This is a genomic window from Sphingomonas sp. (assembly GCF_017745215.1).
Taxonomy (GTDB): Bacteria; Pseudomonadota; Alphaproteobacteria; order Sphingomonadales; family Sphingomonadaceae; genus Sphingomonas.
In genome coordinates, this window is the sequence record NZ_JAGHZV010000011.1 from 49,431 (window position 1) to 68,549 (window position 19,119).

The following is a 19,119-nucleotide window of genomic DNA, read 5'->3' on the forward strand; positions in this document are numbered from 1 at the left end:
GTCAATCCGGCAAAGTCGCTCCCAGCTTGTCGATCTGCCAGCCCACGCCGTGCGCGCGGCTGCCGGCGTCGTCATAGCCGTCGAGGTAGATGCCGTGCTCGGTGAGCAGCAGCTTCGTCCCGCCCTCCGCGGGCATCAGCTCGATCGAGGTCATGCTTACCGAGATCGGCTTGTGGTCGATCGCCATGCGATAGGCATAGACGATGCGGCGGTCCGGCACGATGTCGTGATAGACGAGGTCCATCCGCGTCACCGTGCCCTCGGGATGATGCTGGCCGCTCTTCCAGCGGCCTTCGATCGTCTCGATCCCGCCGACGCTGAAGTCGAACTTGCGCTCGACCATCTCCCACATGTCGTTGGGGCCCGAGAACCAGCGTTGCTTGCCGTCCTCGGTCGAGAAGGCCGCGAACACCTTGGCAGGGGCGTGCGGGAACACCCGCTCGATCGTGAAGCGGTCGTGGACGGCGGGCGTGTCAGGCATCGGGGATCTCCAGTTGGTCGAGGTAGGTGCCGAGGCGGTTGAGGCGGGCTTCCCATTCCTGGCGGCGTTCGATGATCCAGCGCTCGACCGCGAGCAGCGCGGGGGCTTCCAGCGTGCAGCGGCGGACGCGGCCCTGCTTCTCGGTGCGGATCAGCCCCGCCGCCTCGAGCTGGCGGACGTGCTGCAGGAAGCTGGGCAGCGCGATCGGATGGTCGCCCGCGAGCTCGGTGACGCTGGCGGGGCCGCGGACGAGCCGCTTGACCACCGCGCGCCGCGTCGGGTCCGCGAGCGCGGCGAACATCCGGTCGATCTGCGCTTCATCGGGTGAATGGTTAGTCATACGGCTAAGTATCATACCGCGAAGCGCACGCAAGCGAAAAACTTAGCCCAAAGCCTAACTGATGCCGGCTCAGCCGCGATCGGGGCTGGTGCAGCTCCAGTGGACGAGGTCGAGCAGCTCGGGAATGTCGCGGAATTTCCGGACGTTCCAGTGGAAGGTGACCGGGGAGGCGCCCGGCTCGAGCGCAAGCTCCAGCCTGGCGGTTTGAGTCTCGGCGAGAATCTCGACGAAGCGATCGGGGTCGCCGGTGAACAGGAGGTCGGGGCCCTCGGCCTCCGCCTTGCGCACGAAGGCGAAGCTCTGTGGATTGTCGTCGAGGCTGAGCGTCGCCGAAGCGACGCGCGCAGTCAGCGCCGGGTCGCCGAGATCGATGCCGAGCGGCTTGGCAGCGACGCCGAACGCGCCGTTGCCGCCCTGGAGGAATAGGAAGAGAAGATTGACCCGACGATTCGCGCCGGCCTCGATTGCATTGAGCTCCCAGACCGCGCCCGGCGCAGCGCCCAGCGGTTCCGAGAGTTGCAGGCCGGAAACGCCGTTGAAGCGGCACATGGTGCCGTCAGCGGATTTCGTCACCTCCGACCGCCGCGTGTCGACGCGTTGGGCAAGCGCCGCCGACGGCAGCAGGACGAGCACGGTAGCGGCGAGCAGGCGGATCATCGGCAACTCCAGTTGAGGATCTGCAGCAGCTCGGGCGCGCGGCGGAGGCCGCGGATGTCCCAGCTGAAGCGGCCGAGTTGCGCGGCGGTGGCGTCGACCAGATCGATCTCGACGATCGAGGCGCGCATCAGTTTCTGCGCGAGGTCGGCGCGCTGGCGCTCGAGCACGACGAGCGAGACCGAACTGCGGCTTCCCTCGAGCGTGAGCACGCTTGCATCGGGCTTGCCGTCGATGCGCAGGTGGGCGACGACAGGTGCCGCGCGCAGCGGCGTGCGGTCGAAGTCGAGCTGGAACCCCATCAGCAGGCTGACCGTGCCGAAGGGCGCCGCGGGATCGGGCGTGAAGGCCGCGCGGATGCGCATGTCGTTGCCCCCCGCCTCGCGCGCGCCCATTTCCCAGCTCGCCGCGCGGTCGCCGTCGCGCCAGTCGTGCGAGAGGCGCAGCTCTGGCAGCTCGCGCGCGCGACACGAGAAGCCGTCGCTCGATTCGGCCACGTCGGTGACGCGCAGCCCGCCGTCCTGCGGCGGCGCGCCCGCTAGCAGCGCGGCGGCGAGAAGGAGGCCGGCCTGCATCAATAGCCTGCCGCGAGATCGACTTCATTGCGGAGCGGGCGACCGTCGACGAAGGCGTGGATGTTCTCGGCGAAGATCGTTGCGGCGCGGATGAACATCTGGGTCTGGCTGCGGCCCGAGAGATGCATCGAGAGGATCGCGTTGGGCGTGGTCCACAGAGGATGTTCGGGGGGCAGCGGCTCGGGCGAGACGGTGTCGAGGAACGCGCCGCCGATCCGGCGCTTGTGGAGCGCCTCGATCAGCGCCTCCTGGTCGATCAGGTCGCCGCGGCCGACGTTGACGATCCACGCCGAGGGCTTCATCGCCTTCAATTCGGCCTCGCCGATCATGTGGCGGCTCTCGCCGGTGGCGGGCGCGGCGAGGAAGACCCAGTCGAACTCGCCGAGCCGCGCGCGCCATTCGTCGGGCCTGAGCGTCCCGTCGCGGCCCGAACGAGTGACCGCGGTCACCTTTGCTTCGAACGCCGCGATGCGATCGCCGATCAACTTGCCGATCGTGCCATAGCCGAGGATCAGCGCGGAACTCTGATAGAGTTCGAGCTTGCCGGGCGCCTCATAGGGCCAGACATGCGTATCGGCGATATGGACGACCTGATCGTAGCGCTTGGCGGCGACGAGGGCGCCGAGCACGGCATATTCGGCGACGGTGTGAGCGTTGACGCCGCTGCCGTTGGTGACGCGCGTGCCGCGGTCGAGCAGCAGCCTTGTGTCGAGTGCGTCGAGCCCGGCGTAGATCGTCGACAGCCATTTGAGCTTGCCGCCCGCCGCGACGACGCGCGCCCATTCGGCGGGCTGGTTGATGTCGACCCAGCCGATGTCGGCGTCGGCGACCATCGCGACCGCTTCGTCGGTTGTGGAAAACCAGTGGACATCCACGCCGGCGGGCAACCTGGCCTCGATCAGCGGGCGGGCGAGGGCGGGGAGGACGGCTTTCACGGGGGCGGGACTCAGAACCAGGACTTGTTTCCCTGCACATAGAGCCGGTCGAACTCCGCGTCACTGCGCACGAGGTAGAGGATCGCCTCGATGATGCCGATCAGCGCCATCAGCCCCGAGGGCACGCCGGCGACCGCGATGCCGGCGAGGCTGATCAGCAGCATGACGAGGCCTGCGCCGTTCCTGTCGAGGTAGAATTTGTGGATGCCGAGCGCGCCGAGGAAGAAGGCGAGCAGCGCGGCGCTGATCCGGCTCTTCCCGCGCGCGTGGAGCTCGGGACCGAGCGGATAGACTGCCTGCGCCTCCCGCCCGTCGGTCTCGAAATCGACCTGCAACCCGGCCGAAGGCGCGCCGCGCGGGCGCCATTCGGCGGCGGCGAAGCGATAGCGCTGGCCGTCGTCGCCCGAGATGTGACCCTCGCCGAGGCGATCGTCGAACGCCAACACCTTGCCGCGCATGGCCCCTCTCTCCGTGGTTCGGGGAGGAGGATTGCCATGCGTTGAGGCGGGAGGGAAGCCCGAAGCCGTCGACTTGGGTTCGGTCGTTTCATCGTCGCGATTTCAACCGTCGTCCCGGCGAAAGCCGGGACCCAGGGGTTGCGGAGGTCATAGCTCGTGGCCCTGGGTCCCGGCTTTCGCTGGGGATGGCGACTGAAGGCTAGGGATCGGCGGCCGGAACCAGATCAGTGCTGGCCCGGACGGCCGCGATCCGGGCGGTCGTGGCTGCGCGTCGGCGAGGGGCTCGGCGACGGTGTGGGGGTCGGGCTGGCATGGTCGTCGCGACTGCCGCGACGGTCGTCGGGACGGCGGGCGTGGTCGCGCGCCTGCTCGGCCTGGCCGTGCTGCGCGCGCGCATCCTTCGCGGCGTCCTCGGCCTCACGGCTGCGGCCGGCGTCGGGCCTGGTCGCGCGGCCATCGTGGTCGAACTCGCGGACCGGCTTGTCGCCCTGATAGGCGAAGGCGCGGTCGCCGCGCTGGACGAGGAACGGCTTGTCCTCGCCGCGGCGGAAATAGGCGATGTTCCTGCCGTCGCGATCGGCGGTTCGGACGATCCGGCCGCCCTGCATCCAGGCCCAGCCCTCGCCGTAGCGGACGCGCTGGATGCCGCGCGCTTCGCGAATGTCGGTCTCGATCGTCGATGCCTCGGCGAGCGGCGCGGCGTCGGTGGCCGGCGTGTTCGCCGCGGGCTTGGGCAGCGCCGCCACTGCCACCGCCTCGGTCGAGCCGGCAGCGACATTCTCGATCACCGGCACTTCGTCATTCTCGGGCGTGTCGCCGAGATCGGTGGCGTTCTCGACGTTCACCAACGCATTGTCGGTGGTCTGGGGCGCCTGGTTGCACCCCGCCAGCGCGAGCGCGGCGGCGAGCGAAATCAGCGGAAGCGTCGGGCGGACGGCCATGCATGCTCTCCTCGGGCAATGGTTCCGAGGGAGTGGAACGCACGCATGTCCCCGATTTATCCCGGCTGCGTCAGAGGAGCGGCTTCCACTCCCAGCCGAGCGGATCGCCGTCCATGACGTCGATACCCGCGGCGGCGAGTTCGTCGCGGATCGCGTCGGAGCGGGCGAAGTCCTTCGCCGCGCGCGCTTCCCTGCGCTCGGCGAGCCGCCCCTCGATCGTGGCGGCGTCGAGCGCGGCGTCCTTGGGCTTCAGGCGCAGGTCCTCGCGCGTGAGGTCGAGCAGCTTGAGCCCGAGCACATCGTCGAACTCGGCGAGCGCGGCGAGGCGATCCTCGACGCTCAGCGACTTCTCGGCGAGCAGTTCGTCGAGCACGGGCAGCGCCTTGGGCGTGTTGAGATCGTCTGAAACCGCTTCGTCGAGCCGTTTGAGCCAGGGATAGGGCGCGGTGCCGCTGCCGCTCGCCTTCGCCTTGAGCGCCTGCACCGTCATCACCAGCCGCTTGAGCCGCGTGAGCGCCGCGCCGAGGTTCTCCGCGCTGAACTCGAGCTCGCTGCGGTAATGCGCCGAGAGGCACATCAGGCGATAGGCGAGCGGATGCACGCCCGCGTCGATCAGCGACTGGAGCGTGGTGAAGCCGCCGGCCGACTTGGACATCTTGCCGCCGCGCCCATCCGTATCTCTGGCCACCAGGAAGTTGTTGTGCATCCAGAAGTGCGAGCCGCTGTCGGCGCAGCCGCAATAGGCCTGGTTCTGCGCGATCTCATTGGGGTGGTGGATTTCGCGGTGGTCGATCCCGCCGGTGTGGATGTCGAACGGCGCGCCGAGATACTTCAGGCTCATCACCGAGCATTCGAGGTGCCAGCCCGGCGCGCCCATGCCCCAGGGCGAGTGCCACTCCATCTGGCGCTGCTCGCCCGGCGGCGACTTGCGCCAGATCGCGAAGTCCTGCGGATGGCGCTTGCCCGCGACCGGATCGATGCGCCCCTCGGCGGCATCGTCCTGCGCCCCAGCGAGGCGACCGTAATCGGGAACGGTCGAGACGTCGAAATAGAGGCCGTTGTCGAGCTCGTAACAATGATCGGGCGCGATCTTCTTCGCAAAGTCGATCATCTCCGCGATGTGGTCGGTGGCGACCGACCAACGCGAAGGCTCGCGGATGTTGAGGTCGGCGACGTTCGACTTGAACGCCGCGGTGTAGTGCGCCGCCACGTCCCAGATGCTCATCGCCTGCGCGCGCGCGGCCTTCTCCATCTTGTCGTCGCCGCTATCGGCGTCCGAGGTGAGGTGACCGACGTCGGTGATGTTGATGACATGGGTGAGCTTGTGGCCCTTCCAGCTCAGCACCCTGCTCAGCGTGTCGGTGAAGACGTAGGCGCGGAGATTGCCGAGATGGGCATAATTGTAGACCGTCGGGCCGCACGAGTAGACGCGCACGCCGCGCGCCGGATCGAGCGGCGCAAAGGCCTCGAGGCTGCGCGAAAGCGAATTGTAGAGCGTGAGCGGCGCGGAAGGCTGAGCGGTCATGGCGCGCGCCTATAGCGACACTGCGGACCGAATTCATGCGGAAATGGAAACAACCGTCTTTGACAGCGTTGTTACGGTTCCAATACGGTTTCGACGACGAAAGGGTGAGGATCGCCCATGGCCTACGCAACGCCGATTGTGATTCTTCTGATCTTCGGCGTCTTCGGATATTCGCTGTGGGAGAAACGGACTGCCCGCAGGTTGGAGATCAAATCGCGCCGCCGTCGTGACGCCAACATCGCCGCCGAGCAGGCGTGGCACGAGCGGTTCGAACGGCGCCAGCCGCCGCAGTCGGACGACGAGCCGGAATGAGGCGCTTTCCGGCGGCTCTCAAGCCGCCATCTGCGTCCTCGAGACGCCGTGTGCCTGCAGCCGGCCCATCCCCAGGCTCATCCCTTCGATCAGCGGCAGTGCGGTGCCGCAGAAGGCGCATTCCGCAGTGACGCGGCCAACCATCCAGTGCGACTTGTCGCAGCCCGGGCAATGGTTCGCATGGTCCTGGCGATAGGCGATGCGATAGCCCATCAGCGGCTGCTGCCGGCCGAAGTCGTACATGCTTCGTCTCCCTTCGATACAGGGACATAACGACAGCGGCTGCTCGCATGTTCCGACGAGCCGTGGGTTTGCGGCGACGAGTTGCCCCAGGGCAACAGGTCGATGTGGGTCAGCGCCGCGCGGCGAGCAGGCTCCAGCGCGTGAGGTCATAGGGGATCGGCGTCGCCGCGGCGGCATTGCCCGCGAGGCAGGCGGCGTCGGCGCGGCCGGCGGCGCGATAGAGCCCCCACCCGTCGAACAGCGACGGATCATAGACCGACCAGCAGACGCCGTCGCAGCCGCTCGAGGATTCCAGCATCAGCCAGGCGTCGTTGGCGCCGTCGGGCCGCATCGCCGCGGCGAAGAGCATGACATGGCCGACGAGTTGCGCGCGCGGAAGCCCGACGTTGAGCCCGATCGCGTCGCCGGCGCGGAGGTATTCCGGACCGGGCAGCCGCGCCGAGCAGGCGAGCGGGCTCGACAGCGCCTGGAGCCCGGCGGTGTTGAGCCGCTGGCCGTTGGTGCCGCCCCAGGCGATTTGGACGAGCCCCGAGCAATCGACGCCGAGATCGCCTTCGAGCCCGTCGCGCAGGTTACCCGGCCAACCGCGTGCGCCGCGGCTTACCTCGGCCAGGGCATGGCTCAGCTGGCCCGATGTTGCGCCGAGCAGCCGGTCGATGTCCTGGGGAACGCGCGCCTGGGCGTAGGGCATGCCGCGCCGTTCGAAGATGCCGCGGGTGAGGCGGATGCCGCGGATCGGCACGAAGCGGTCGCCGCTCTCGCCGACGCGGCAGCCCTCGGCGCGGCGGCAGTCGGCGGGCATGCGACTGGTGTCGACGCGCAGGCGATAGTTCGCGAGCCTGGCGACATTGGCGAAGATCGTCGCGGTGCGCAGGCTCGTGGCGCGGGCAGGGACGGTACGGAGCGCGGCGTGCGGCGAGGCTGGCGGCGGCAGCGCCTCGAGCCCGCACAGCCGCGGGTCGAGCGCGCCATTGGCATAGCCGCAGGAGAGCAGGCGGAAAGGGCCCGCGCTGCCGGGTTGCTTGCCCATCACCAGCAACTCGCCCGAGGGCAGCGCGGCGAGCGGCTTGAGCCCGAACTTGCCGCGCAGTTCGCTCGCCCGGAGCGTGATCGCGCGCGAAGGGTGGTCGGCGTCGTGGTGATAGACGAGGATGCGCGAGCGGATGCGGACCACTCCGTCGTCGGAGGGGATCGCTTCGGAAGCCTGGACGATGCGCGAACTGCCCGCTGGCTCGATCTCGCGAGCCGAGAAGAGACGGTTGACCCTGCTGTACACGGTGAGCAACCGGGGCGGGGCGAGCGCGCCGCGGCCGTTGGCGAGGCGAATCGCCCGAGCGGAGAGGCGCGAGGCCCGTTCGGGCATACCGGCGCCGACCTTGCCCGCGCGGCTGACCGTGCCGCACGGAACTTCGCTCGCCGGATCCCAGTCGCGCGTGTCGATCCGGCGCGCGGCGGCGTCGAGGCGGGCGGGCTTGCCGAGCAGGCGGCGCGGAACGTTGAGGACGCGCGTGCGGAAATCTGCGGCTCGCGCACCTTGGCCGAGCGCGCCGGGATCCGGCATGGATTCGATCGCCACGCTTCCTCGGAACGCGTGGATGCGCCACGGCCGGAAATCGACCGGGATCGCGCAGACGCCAAGCGCGGTCAGCCGCCCGGCGAGCGGCTCGCCCGGCCGGACGGCGCGCGCGACGCGGTAGAAGCGGATCGCCGCGAACAGCGGATCGACCACGCCTACGACGTCGCTTTTCTGGTCGCCGGTCAACCAGAAGAGGTGGCTCGGCCCCGCGCCGTCGGCGGAGACGCGGATGTCGGCGGTGCCCTGCGGCTGCGCCGGCCCCGGCACTGCAAACAGCGCGATCCCCGCCGCCGCGCAGACGGTCAGGCGAGCGTGGCGTGCCGTTCGGCCCGGTGCCGCGGAAGCGAGGGTCATCGCCCGCGACGGTACCTCACTCGGCGCGGTGCGTCACGAACTCGATCAGATGGCCGTCGGGATCGCGGAGATAGCCGGCGTAATAGTTCGGGTGGATATGCGGTGCGAGGGCGGGGGCCCGGTCGAGCGTCAGGCCCGCTTCGCCGGCGCGGCGGTAGACGCGGTCGACGGTCGCGCGATTGGACGCGGCGAAGGCGAAGTGGATCGCGCGCGTGGGCTCGCCCTCGCCGACGAAGAAGTCGAGCGACTTGCCGTCGCCGAAGCCCTTCGAAGCGCCATCGGTCTTGAGCGCATAGCCGAGCGGCTCGAGCACGATGGCGTAGAAGGCGAGGGCGGCATCCAGCTGGCGGGTCTTGAGTTCGAGATGGTCGATCATGGACGGCTCCGACGTGGTGCCCGAAGAGCTACCGGCCAAGGGCGCGGCTTTCCGGCGAAGTTCCGCCGGATTCGCGGGAAAACCGCGCAGGGGCCTGCTATCCTGCCGGAAATGGCCGATATCGCGCTCGACTCCCACGACAGGCGGCTGCTGGCCGCGCTCCAGGCCGATGCCGATGCGACGGCAGACCAGCTCGCCGAGCGGGTCGGGCTCTCGGCCTCGGCGGTGCTGCGGCGGATCAAGCGGCTCAAGGCGGCGAAGGTGATCACCGCGACGGTCGCTGTGGTGGCGCCCGCGAAGCTCGGCAAGCCGACCTTCTTCATCGTCGCGCTGGAGGTCGAGCGCGACCGCCCCGAACTGCTCGCCCGGCTGCGCAGCTGGATGAGCGACGAGCCGCGCATCCAGGAATATTTCTACGTCACCGGCACCACCGACTTCATCCTGGTGGTCGTGGCGAAGGACGTCGAGGACTATGACGCGCTGATGTCCAGCCTCGTCACCGACAATCCCAATGTGCGCAAGTTCACCACCAATGTGGTGCTCAGCAGCGGCAAGCGTTCGCTCGCGCTGCCGCTTTAGGTTGGTTTCAGCAAAGCTGAAACGGCGCGGTACCGGCCCGCCGAATAGCCCTGGAGGCCCGAGCCGGAATCGAACCGGCGTATACGGATTTGCAGTCCGCTGCGTCACCACTCCGCCATCGGGCCCCGGAGCGAGGCGCGGGGAATGCGCGAGGGCCCTCTTCCTGTCAACATTGCAGCGCAAAAAATGCCGGGCCCAGCCGCTTGGCGATCCCGCACCGGCACGATACAAGGCGCCCATTCAAGAACTGTATTGCATGAACAATACAGTTGTGCATAAGGCGGAGACATGATGGCGCTTTCGGTCAACCCCGCGCAGGGCGGAGCCACGAACTCCGACGTGATGCGCCATGCGATGGTCGCGAGCCAGCTCAGGACCAACGCGGTGAACGACGCGCGCGTGGTCGAGGCGATGGCGCGGCTGCCGCGCGAGGCCTTCGTTCCCGTCGAGCAGCGTGGGCTCGCCTATCGAGACACGCTGTTGCCGCTGGCCGGCGGGCGCCGCCACAATTCGCCGCTCGCCACCGGGCGGCTGCTCACCCAGGCGCAGCTGCGTGCCGACGACCATGTACTGCTGATCGGCGCGGCGGGCGGCTATGCCGCGGCGGTGCTCTCCGGCCTGGTCGCCAGCGTCGTCGCGCTCGAGGAGGAGCCCACGCTCGTCGCGCTCGCCCGCAACGCGCTCGCAGGCCATTCGAATGTGACCGTGGTCGAAGGGCCGCTCGACGCCGGCTGGGCCGCATCGGGCCCCTACGACCTGCTGCTCGTCGACGGCGCGGTGGAGCAGCTCCCCGAGGCAGTCGTCGCGCAGCTCAAGCCCGGCGCGCGCGTCACGTCGGGGCTGGTCGAGAACGGCGTGACCCGGCTCGCCGCGGGGCGCCGCACCAGCGGCTTCGCGCTCGTGCCCTTCGCCGACATCGAATGTGCCATGCTTCCCGGCTTCGCCCGTCCCGCGACGTTTCAATTCTGAAGAAGATGATGAGCCCCATGCGACTCCTGCCGATGTTTCTGGGCGCGAGCCTGATCGCAATCGCGACCCAGGGAGCGGCACAGACCGCGCCCGCGACCACCGCGCAGGATGCGCCCGCGCCGGACACGACGCTGCGCCAGGCGATGGTCCAGGCGTACAACACCAATCCCGACCTCGCCGGCGAGCGCGCCAATCTGCGCGCGACCGACGAGAATGTGCCGATCGCACGCTCGCAGGGGCTCCCTTCGGCGAACTCGACCGCCGGGTTCAACCAGAACGTCTATGACACCGACCAGGGCATCGGCCCGACCCGCCAGGGCACGGTCGGTGCCAATGTCTCGGTGCCGATCTACACCGGCGGCGCGGTGCGCAATTCGGTGCGCGCGGCAGAGCGCCGGGTCGAGGGCGGCCGAGCGACGCTGCGCGCGACCGAGGCGGACGTGTTCACCCAGGTCGTCTCCGCCTATGTCGACGTGATCCGCGACGAGGCGATCGTCCGGCTCAACCAGCAGAACGTCCACGCGCTCGAGGTCAATCTCCAGGCGACGCGCGACCGGTTCGAGGTCGGCGACCTGACCCGCACCGACGTGGCGCAGTCCGAGGCACGGCTCGCGCTCGCACGCAGCCAGCTGAGCGGCGCCGAAGCGCAGCTGATCGGCAGCCGCGAGAACTACATCCGCGTGATCGGCTCCCCCCCGGGCGTGCTCGCCCAGCCGCCGGCGCTGCCCAACATGCCGGCGGACGTCGGCACCGCGACCGACATCGCGATCGAGAGCAACGCCAACCTCGAAGCCGCGACCAAGGCGCGCGAAGCCTCGCGCTACGATGTCAGCGCCGCCGAGGCGGGCCGCCTGCCGCGCGTGAGCGTCGGGGTGGGCTCGAACTATTACAACAACCTCAGCTCGGTCTCGTCGGCAGGCACGCTGGCGGGAATCGGCAACGACGGCGTCTCGACGACCGCGGGCGTGAACTTCACGATGCCGCTGTTCCAGGGCGGCCGCACCGGCGCGCAGGTGCGCCAGGCGCAGGCGCGCGAATCGGCGGCGATCGAAGGCGTGACGCTCACCGAGCGCGGCGTGATCGCGCAGACGCGTTCGGCGTTCGCGTCCTGCCAAGCCTCGCTCAAGGTGATCGAATCGACCAAGGTCGCGGTGGAAGCGAACAGGCTGAGCCTCGAGGGCGTCCGCGCCGAGAACAGCGTCGGCACGCGCACGATCCTCGACATCCTGAATGCCGAGCAGGAATTCCTGAACGCGCAGGTCCAGTATGTCAGCGCCGAGCGCGACAGCTATGTCGCCTGCTTCTCGCTGCTCGCGGCGATGGGCAAGGCCGATGCCGCGCACCTGGGTCTCGACGGCGGGCCGCTCTACGATCCGACGGTCAATTACGACCGCGTGCGCAAGAGCATGAACGATTGGGCGAAGGATCCGGAACCGACCGCGGTCGGTACGCGTACCAACCAGACGCCGCCCCAGACCCCGCTGGTGAAGGGCAGCCTGGATCCGTTGCTGAATCGAGACGAGGTTGACAGCGGGCAACCAAATCCCTGATTGAGACGCCCGGGCGGAGACACGGAAAGGTGTTTGTCGATGGGGGACGTCAGTAGCGAACCTTCGATGGAGGAGATTCTCTCGTCCATCAAACGCATCATCGCCGAAGAGGGCGATGCTGCCGCGAGCGCGCGCACGCGACGTGTGCCGCCGAAGGCTCCGCCGACGCCCGTGCCCGCCGAGGAGATCCTCGAATTGAGCGAGCCCGTTCCCGAACCGGCGCCGCAGCCGATCGCCAAGGCCGAGCCTGCACCTGTGCAGCCCGCGCCGCAGCCGCTGCCGGCGAGCCTGGAATCGATCGTCTCGGCGAGCGCCGTCGAAGCGACGCGCGGGCCGCTCGAGGCGCTGTCGCGGATGGTGGTGCGCCCCGAGGCACCGTCGCCGGTGTCCGAGACGCTTGAGGGGATGGTCCGCGAGATGCTCCGCCCGATGCTGCGCGAATGGCTCGACGCCAATCTGCCGCAGATGGTCGAGGAAATGGTCGCGCGCGAGATCGCGCGGATCGCCGGGCGGCCTTAGGCCGAACCTACTCCCAAATACTCACCGTCATCCCGGCGAAAGCCGGGACCCAGGAGTCGCGGGCGATGACCTATGTGGCCCTGGGTCCCGGCTTCGCCGGGATGACGACTGAGAAGTTCGTCGGCGAACGCGGGAGGGGACTGGAATCCCGCCCCACCTCGCCCTAAGCCATGCCCCATGAAGCATATCCTGCTCGCGGGCGTTGCGCTCGCCCTCTCCGCCGCCGCGGTGCCTGCCTCGGCTCGTGACCTCACCATCGAAGACGTGATCCGCCTCTCGCGCGTCTCCGCGCCGGCGGTGTCGCCCGACGGCCATTGGCTCGTCTGGCAGCAGCGCGAGACCGATGTCGACGCCAACCGCGGCCGCTACGACCTCTGGCGGCTCGACCTCACGGTGAAGGGCGCCAAGCCCGAGAAGCTGGTTGCCGACGCCGACGTCAATGAGACCAGCCCGCTGTTCTCGAGCGTCGACAGCGCGACGGTCTATTTCCAGTCGGACAAGGGCGGCGATGATGCCGTCTGGTCAGTGCCCGTCGCGGGCGGCGCGGCAACGAAGCTCACCGACTTCGCCGGCGGCATGGGCGGGTTCAAGATCTCGCCCGCGGGCGACAAGCTGCTCGTCTGGGCCGACCGCAAGCCCGGCGCGCCGAGCCTCGAGCCGGCGATGGTCAAGAAGGACGCGATGGCCGGATCGGGCCGCGTCTATGAGCAGCTGTTCGTCCGCCACTGGGACACCTGGGCCGACGGCACGCGCTCGCAGCTGTTCGTGATCCCGGTGAGCGGCGGCGCGGCCAAGGGCAATGGCGTCGCGATCGAGGGTGGCCTTGTCGGTGATTCGCCCTCGAAGCCCTTCGGCGGCGGCGAGGAAGTATCCTGGTCGGCCGATGGCAAGACCGTGTTCTTCGCGCTGCGCGAGGCCGGGCGGATCGAAGCCAAGTCTACCAACCTCGACATCTTCGCGGCGCCTGCCGACGGCTCGGCCAAGCCGGTCAACCTCACCGACGCCAACGACGGCATGGACAATCTCCCCACGCCCTCGCCCGATGGCAAGTGGCTCGCCTATTTCGCGATGAAGCGGCCGACCTACGAAGCCGATCGCCAAGTGATGATGCTCCGCAACCTCGCCACGGGCGAGACGCGCGCAGTGACGGAAGGCTGGGATCGCTCGGTCGGCTCGATCGCCTGGTCGCCCGATTCGAAGACGATCTACGTCACTGCCGAGGACACGCAGGACGTGCCGATCTGGTCGGTCGATCCCGGGACCGGCAAGGTGATCCGCCTGACCGAGCTCGGCGCCGCCTCGGCCGTTGTGCCGACCAAGGGCGGGCTGGTCTATTCGATGAACAGCCTCACCGCGCCCGACGATTTCTACTGGCTCGGCACGGGCAAGAAGCGCAACGACTGGCGGCAGCTGACGTCGGTCAATGCCGACAAGCTCGCCGGCATCGCGATGCCGCAGATCATCCGCTTCAGCTTCACCGGCGCGAACGGCGACACGGTGTGGGGCTATACCGCCAAGCCGGCCTCGCTCGCGGAAGGGGCGAAGGCGCCGGTAGCGTTCATCGTCCATGGCGGCCCGCAGGGCAGCATGAACGACAGCTGGTCGTACCGCTGGAATCCCGCGGTGTTCGCCGGGGCGGGCTATGCGGTGGTCGCGGTCGATTTCCATGGCTCGACCGGTTACGGCCAGGGCTTCACCGACGCGATCCGCAACAATTGGGGCGGCTGGCCGCTCGAGGATCTGCAGAAGGGCTTCGCCGCGGCGACCGAGAAATTCCCCTGGCTCGACGGCGACAACGCCTGCGCGCTCGGCGCCTCCTACGGCGGCTATATGATGAACTGGATCGAGGGCAACTGGCCCGATCGGTTCAAGTGCATCGTCCAGCACGACGGCGTGTTCGACGCGCGCGCGATGGCGTACGAAACCGAGGAGCTGTGGTTCGACGAGTGGGAGCACGGCGGCAAGGCCTATTATGAGGACCCCGCCGCGTTCGAGAAGTGGAACCCGGTCAATCACGTCGCCGCCTGGAAGACCCCGCAGCTGGTGATCACCAGCGAGCGTGACTTCCGCATCCCCTACAGCCAGGGTCTCGCGGCGTTCACGGCGCTCCAGCGCAAGGACATCCCCTCCAAGCTCCTCGTCTTCCCCGACGAGAACCACTGGGTCCTCAAGCCGAAGAACTCGCGCCAATGGTATGGCGAAGTGCTCGGCTGGCTGAACCGCTGGACCGCGAAGTAACGATCGTTCGAAAGTGGAATGAATAGGCCTGGCAAGCGGGCAGGGCGCCGATAGGATCATTCCCCGACATCTTCTGTGGGGGAGGAATTCGATGCGGCACCTGTTCGCCTTGCTGGCCTTGCTGACGGTCGCAGCCGCGCCGGTTCAGACCGCTGCGGCGCTCGACAACACGACGGTGGCGCCGGTGGTCCAGCCGGCGGCGTCCGCGACCAACCTGCCCGCCGTGATCCCGCCGCAACAGCAGCAGGGCGGGGCAGTCGCCGCGAACCAGCAGTCCGGAGCGGTCACGACTTCCGGCGACAACAACCAGCCGCAGGTGATCCTCGATTCGGGCGCGGTGCTGCTCAAGCTCTTCGTCCTCTCGGCGATCCTCGAATCGGCGCTCGCGCTGTTCTTCAACTGGCGCCCGGTCGCGCGGCTGTTCAACCGCAAGGGACTGAAGCCGGTCCTGTCCTTCGCGCTGGCGCTCGCGGTGACGACGGGATTCAAGTCGCACCTCTTCGCCACGCTGTTCGCTTCCTATGGCTATGACACCACCGGCGCGACGGCGCTGCTGATGTGCCAGCTGCTCGAGGCCGCGGTGCTCGCGGGCGGGAGCAGCGGCGTGAACCGGCTGCTGCGCAACCTCGGCATCCGTCCGATCGACCCGGTGGCCGAGCAGAACCCCCAGCCGCGCCCGCAGGAGGCCTGGCTGTCGGTCAGCCACCGCCGCGTCAACGCCGAGGGCACCGCGCAGGTCGAGTTCGCCCAGGGCGTCGATCCGCTCGCGGCGCAATGGGAGATCGCCGGCCAGGTCACCGGCACGCGGCCGATCGGCGCGTTGGCGCGCTGGCTGATCCAGGACCCGTCGCGCTTCCCGCCGAGCGGGGGGCATAGCGTCACCCCGGGCGTGAGCTACATGGTCCGGCTCACCGGCATGGATGGCGGCGGCAAGCCGATCGCTTCGCAGGTCTGGGGCCCCAACGCGCTTGCCGACCGCGCGATCGTGGACATCGAACTCTCGCTCTAGCTTGGCTTTTCGCGCGGGCGGACTAAGGCGGGCGGCATGACCGAGCTGCCCAAGACCTTCGACCCCGCCGAGATCGAATCCCGCTGGTACCAGCATTGGGAGGCGAACGGCCTGTTCGCGCCCGAACGCCCCGGCGCCGAACCCTGGACGCTGGTGAACCCGCCGCCCAACGTCACCGGCAGCCTCCATATCGGCCATGCGCTCGACAACACGCTGCAGGACATCCTCGTTCGCCACGCGCGGCTGAAGGGCAAGGATGCGCGCTGGGTGGTCGGCACCGATCATGCCGGCATCGCCACGCAGATGGTGGTCGAGCGCCAGCTCAACCAGCAGCAGCGGAAGCGCACCGACTTCACCCGCGACGGGTTCGTCGCCAAGGTCTGGGAATGGAAGGCCGAGAGCGGCGGGCAGATCACCCGCCAGCTGCGCCGGCTCGGCTGCTCGATGGACTGGGCGAACGAGCGCTTCACCATGGACCCCGGCTTTTCCAAGGCCGTGCTCAAGGTGTTCGTCGACCTCTACCGCCAGGGGCTGCTCTACCGCGACAAGCGGCTGGTGAACTGGGACCCGGGCCTGGGCACCGCGATCTCGGACCTCGAGGTCGAGACGACCGATGTGAAGGGCAGCTTCTGGCAGCTCCGCTATCCGCTCGAGGACGGCAGCGGCTTCATCCACGTTGCGACGACCCGGCCCGAGACGATGCTCGCCGATATGGCGGTGGCGGTTCACCCGGGCGACGAGCGCTATGCCGCGCTGGTGGGCAAGAAGGTGCGGCTGCCGATCACCGGGCGATTGATCCCGATCGTGACCGACGAGCATGCCGACCCGGCGCTCGGCTCGGGCGCGGTGAAGATCACGCCGGGGCATGACTTCAACGACTTCGAGGTGGGCAAGCGCGCCGGCTTCAAGCCCGGCGAGATGCTCAACATGCTCGACGCCAAGGCGGCCGTCGCGCAGACCGCCGACGGGCTGATCCCCGCCGAGCTGATCGGGCTCGACCGGTTCGAGGCGCGCAAGGCCGTGGTCGCGCTGCTCAGGGAACAGGACTTCCTGGTGCCCTTCGTCGACAAGGAGGGCAATGAGCACGAGGCCGAGCCGCGCACGATCGCGACGCCCTTCGGCGATCGCTCGGGCGTGGTGATCGAGCCCTGGCTGACCGACCAATGGTATGTCGACGCCGCGACGCTGGCCAAGCCGGCGATAGAAGCGGTGCGCTCGGGCGCGACCAAGGTCGTGCCGAAGAGCTGGGAGAAGACCTATTTCAACTGGATGGAGAACATCCAGCCCTGGTGCGTGAGCCGCCAGCTCTGGTGGGGGCACCGGATCCCGGCTTGGTTCGCCGAGGACGGCAGCGTCTTCGTTGCCGAGAGCGAGGCCGAGGCGCAGGCGCAGGCGGGCGAGGGCGTTGCGCTCACGCAGGACCCCGACGTCCTCGACACCTGGTTCTCCTCCGCGCTCTGGCCGTTCGCGACGATGGGCTGGCCCGAGGAGACGAGCCCGACGCTCCACGGCCGCTATCCCAACGACGTGCTGATCTCGGGGTTCGACATCCTGTTCTTCTGGGATGCGCGGATGATGATGCAGGGCCTGCACTTCATGAAGCAAGTGCCGTTCAAGACGCTGTATCTCCACGGCCTCGTGCGCGCCGCGGACGGGCAGAAGATGTCCAAGTCCAAGGGCAACACCGTCGATCCGCTCGGGCTGATCGACCAGTATGGCGCCGACGCGCTGCGCTTCTTCATGGCGGCGATGGAGAGCCAGGGCCGCGACATCAAGATGGATGGGCAGCGGATCGTCGGCTACCGCAACTTCGCGACCAAGCTGTGGAACGCCGCGCGCTTCTGCCAGTCGAACGGGATCGGCGCCTCGGCGACGCTCGAGCCGCCCGGAGCGGCGCTGGCGGTCAACCGCTGGATCGTCGCCGAGACGGTCGCGACGGTGCAGGCGGTCGACCTGGCGCTCGCCGAGCTGCGCTTCGACGAAGCCGCGAACGCGATCTACCAGTTCACCTGGAGCCGCTTCTGCGACTGGTATCTCGAGCTGATCAAGCCTGTCATCCAGGGCGAGGGCGGCGAAGGCGCCGACGAGACGCGCGCGGTGGCGGGCTGGGTGCTCGACCAGATCCTGGTGATCCTCCATCCGTTCATGCCCTTCATCACCGAGGAGCTCTGGTCGAAGATGGGCGCGCGCGAGCACGAGTTGATCGTCGCGAAGTGGCCGATGGCCGACGCCCGCGCGCTCGATCCCGAGGCGGCGAAGGAGATCGACTGGCTGATCCGGCTGGTGAGCGAGATCCGGGCGGCGCGGACCGAACTCAACGTGCCGCCGGGCGCGCGCCTGCCGATCCATGTCCGCGAGGCTTCGGCCGCGACGGGCGAGCGGCTGGCTCGTCAGGACGCGGCGCTGGCCCGTCTCGCACGAGTTGACCGCGCCGAAGGCGATGCGCCGGCGGGCGGTGCGCTCCAGATCGTCGTCGATGAAGCGACCTTCGTGGTGCCGCTGGGTGACGTCATCGACCTCGAGTCCGAACGCGCCCGCCTCGCCAAGGCGATCGCCGCGGCCGAGAAGGAGCGCGACGGGCTCGCCGGTCGCCTCGCCAACCCGAGCTTCGTCGAGCGCGCCAAGCCCGAGGCGGTCGATAAGGCCCGCGCCGACCATGAAGAAAAGGCCGCGGAGGCCGAGCGGCTGTCGGCGGCGCTCGCCCGGCTGGGGTGAGCTCGACACCGCCCGAGCGCGTCCGTGTCCGCGGACTGCTCAAGCGCGGCGGAACCGGGCTGGTGCAGTCGCGGCGCGACGACGGGCGCTGGGACGTGCCCGAGATCGTCCAGCACCTCCGTCCATGGCGGCGTTCGGGCGGGCCGATCGAGGCCACTGAGCTCTATGTCTTCAAGCCGACGCGGCTGCCGCACGGCTTCTGGTCCTGGCTGTTCGGTCTCGCGCCCGCGGTCGAGCTGATCGTCGAGATCGATCCCGCGCGGCCCGATCGCGGCCGGATCGTCCGCTACCTCGGGCCACGGCGCGACCCGGCGCTGGCGGAGGCGCGAGGCGAGTGGCTCGCGGGCCGCAAGCTCGAGGACGCGCGCTTCGGCCGCTTCGCCTTCGACGAGCGAGTCAACCAGTTCGAGGCCGGGACCGAATGGCTCGGCAAGCCGGTCACGCTGTCGCTCGAGGCCGTCGACGGGCAGGCGCCGGCGCTCGCCGAGGCGCGTGCGCTGTTCGACGCGGCGGAAGCCTGGGACAAGCGCATCCGTCAGGCGATGCTCGACTCGCTCCTCGCGCTCCGGAACGAGACCTGGCGCGACGAGGACGAGCCGGAGCTCGACGCCCAGGCGTTCCTCGATCGCGTCACGCTCGAGGCGATCACGATCGGCAGCGAGCGCTTCGTCGAATTCCACCACGACGACGGCGATCTGTTCGCAGGGCATACGATCATCGTCACCTACGACGGCGAGACCGACACGATCGACGCGCAGATCGCCGGCTGA

20 protein-coding genes and 1 tRNA gene are annotated in these 19,119 nt (G+C 68.9%); 9 read left to right on the top strand and 12 right to left on the bottom strand.

Features of this window, described 5'->3' with window-relative positions:
* Position 1 precedes the first annotated feature (1 nt).
* The 8 genes from J7495_RS12630 to cysS all read right to left on the bottom strand — a co-directional run bounded on the left by J7495_RS12630 (position 2) and on the right by cysS (position 5,909).
* Complete coding sequence (locus tag J7495_RS12630; protein ID WP_294056876.1) at positions 2 to 481, bottom strand: SRPBCC family protein; 480 nt, start codon at positions 479 to 481, stop codon at positions 2 to 4.
* On the bottom strand, positions 474 to 821 hold the full coding sequence (locus tag J7495_RS12635; protein ID WP_294056877.1) for a metalloregulator ArsR/SmtB family transcription factor: 348 nt from the start codon (positions 819 to 821) through the stop codon (positions 474 to 476). Before J7495_RS12635 ends, J7495_RS12630 begins: the two co-directional genes overlap by 8 nt.
* A 69-nt stretch (positions 822 to 890) precedes the next feature.
* On the bottom strand, positions 891 to 1,478 hold the full coding sequence (locus J7495_RS12640; protein WP_294056879.1) for a hypothetical protein: 588 nt from the start codon (positions 1,476 to 1,478) through the stop codon (positions 891 to 893).
* On the bottom strand, positions 1,475 to 2,050 hold the full coding sequence (locus J7495_RS12645) for a hypothetical protein (RefSeq protein WP_294056880.1): 576 nt from the start codon (positions 2,048 to 2,050) through the stop codon (positions 1,475 to 1,477). Before J7495_RS12645 ends, J7495_RS12640 begins: the two co-directional genes overlap by 4 nt.
* Positions 2,050 to 2,985 (bottom strand): NAD(P)-dependent oxidoreductase, encoded by a 936-nt coding sequence (locus tag J7495_RS12650; RefSeq protein ID WP_294056882.1) that lies wholly within the window; start codon positions 2,983 to 2,985, stop codon positions 2,050 to 2,052. The genes J7495_RS12645 and J7495_RS12650 overlap by 1 nt, the downstream gene beginning before the upstream one ends.
* 11 nt (positions 2,986 to 2,996) lie before the next feature.
* Positions 2,997 to 3,443: a TM2 domain-containing protein gene (locus tag J7495_RS12655; RefSeq protein ID WP_294056884.1), complete on the bottom strand. Its 447-nt coding sequence runs from the start codon at positions 3,441 to 3,443 to the stop codon at positions 2,997 to 2,999.
* A 224-nt stretch (positions 3,444 to 3,667) separates the two neighbouring features.
* Positions 3,668 to 4,384 carry a hypothetical protein gene (locus tag J7495_RS12660; RefSeq protein WP_294056886.1) on the bottom strand — a complete coding sequence of 239 codons (717 nt, stop codon included), beginning with the start codon at positions 4,382 to 4,384 and terminating at the stop codon, positions 3,668 to 3,670.
* 70 nt (positions 4,385 to 4,454) lie between these two features.
* Positions 4,455 to 5,909, bottom strand: coding sequence for a cysteine--tRNA ligase (gene cysS / locus J7495_RS12665; protein ID WP_294056888.1), 1,455 nt, complete (start codon positions 5,907 to 5,909; stop codon positions 4,455 to 4,457).
* Between the two features lie 117 nt (positions 5,910 to 6,026).
* Here cysS and J7495_RS12670 point away from each other — a divergent pair, with 117 nt between their 5' ends.
* On the top strand, positions 6,027 to 6,221 hold the full coding sequence (locus tag J7495_RS12670; protein ID WP_294056889.1) for a hypothetical protein: 195 nt from the start codon (positions 6,027 to 6,029) through the stop codon (positions 6,219 to 6,221).
* 18 nt (positions 6,222 to 6,239) lie between these two features.
* Here the strand turns inward: J7495_RS12670 and J7495_RS12675 are convergent, their stop codons facing one another.
* The 3 genes from J7495_RS12675 to J7495_RS12685 all read right to left on the bottom strand — a co-directional run bounded on the left by J7495_RS12675 (position 6,240) and on the right by J7495_RS12685 (position 8,770).
* Complete coding sequence (locus J7495_RS12675; RefSeq protein WP_294056891.1) at positions 6,240 to 6,464, bottom strand: hypothetical protein; 225 nt, start codon at positions 6,462 to 6,464, stop codon at positions 6,240 to 6,242.
* A 109-nt stretch (positions 6,465 to 6,573) separates the two neighbouring features.
* Entirely contained in the window at positions 6,574 to 8,394 is a 1,821-nt protein-coding gene (locus J7495_RS12680; protein WP_294056893.1) for a hypothetical protein, read from the bottom strand.
* Positions 8,395 to 8,410: 16 nt separating this feature from the next.
* A complete protein-coding gene (locus tag J7495_RS12685) occupies positions 8,411 to 8,770 on the bottom strand; it encodes a VOC family protein (RefSeq protein WP_294056895.1) in 360 nt (119 codons plus the stop codon).
* Between the two features lie 111 nt (positions 8,771 to 8,881).
* Here J7495_RS12685 and J7495_RS12690 point away from each other — a divergent pair, with 111 nt between their 5' ends.
* Positions 8,882 to 9,349 (top strand): Lrp/AsnC family transcriptional regulator, encoded by a 468-nt coding sequence (locus tag J7495_RS12690; RefSeq protein WP_294056897.1) that lies wholly within the window; start codon positions 8,882 to 8,884, stop codon positions 9,347 to 9,349.
* A gap of 51 nt (positions 9,350 to 9,400) precedes the next feature.
* Here J7495_RS12690 and J7495_RS12695 read toward each other — a convergent pair.
* Positions 9,401 to 9,474 (bottom strand) — tRNA-Cys (locus tag J7495_RS12695).
* Positions 9,475 to 9,640: 166 nt separating this feature from the next.
* Here J7495_RS12695 and J7495_RS12700 point away from each other — a divergent pair.
* The 7 genes from J7495_RS12700 (at position 9,641) to J7495_RS12730 (ending at position 19,119) form a co-directional block, all read left to right on the top strand.
* Positions 9,641 to 10,318, top strand: a complete 678-nt coding sequence (locus J7495_RS12700) for a protein-L-isoaspartate O-methyltransferase (protein ID WP_294056984.1) — start codon at positions 9,641 to 9,643, stop codon at positions 10,316 to 10,318.
* Positions 10,319 to 10,335: 17 nt separating this feature from the next.
* Positions 10,336 to 11,868, top strand: a complete 1,533-nt coding sequence (locus J7495_RS12705; RefSeq protein WP_294056898.1) for a TolC family outer membrane protein — start codon at positions 10,336 to 10,338, stop codon at positions 11,866 to 11,868.
* 39 nt (positions 11,869 to 11,907) lie between these two features.
* A complete protein-coding gene (locus J7495_RS12710; RefSeq protein ID WP_294056899.1) occupies positions 11,908 to 12,387 on the top strand; it encodes a DUF2497 domain-containing protein in 480 nt (159 codons plus the stop codon).
* Positions 12,388 to 12,564: 177 nt separating this feature from the next.
* Positions 12,565 to 14,625 (top strand): S9 family peptidase, encoded by a 2,061-nt coding sequence (locus J7495_RS12715; RefSeq protein WP_294056901.1) that lies wholly within the window; start codon positions 12,565 to 12,567, stop codon positions 14,623 to 14,625.
* A gap of 91 nt (positions 14,626 to 14,716) precedes the next feature.
* Positions 14,717 to 15,634 carry a hypothetical protein gene (locus tag J7495_RS12720; protein WP_294056902.1) on the top strand — a complete coding sequence of 306 codons (918 nt, stop codon included), beginning with the start codon at positions 14,717 to 14,719 and terminating at the stop codon, positions 15,632 to 15,634.
* A 36-nt stretch (positions 15,635 to 15,670) separates the two neighbouring features.
* Positions 15,671 to 18,349, top strand: a complete 2,679-nt coding sequence (locus J7495_RS12725) for a valine--tRNA ligase (protein WP_294056903.1) — start codon at positions 15,671 to 15,673, stop codon at positions 18,347 to 18,349.
* Positions 18,346 to 19,119 carry a DUF2262 domain-containing protein gene (locus tag J7495_RS12730; RefSeq protein WP_294056905.1) on the top strand — a complete coding sequence of 258 codons (774 nt, stop codon included), beginning with the start codon at positions 18,346 to 18,348 and terminating at the stop codon, positions 19,117 to 19,119. Before J7495_RS12725 ends, J7495_RS12730 begins: the two co-directional genes overlap by 4 nt.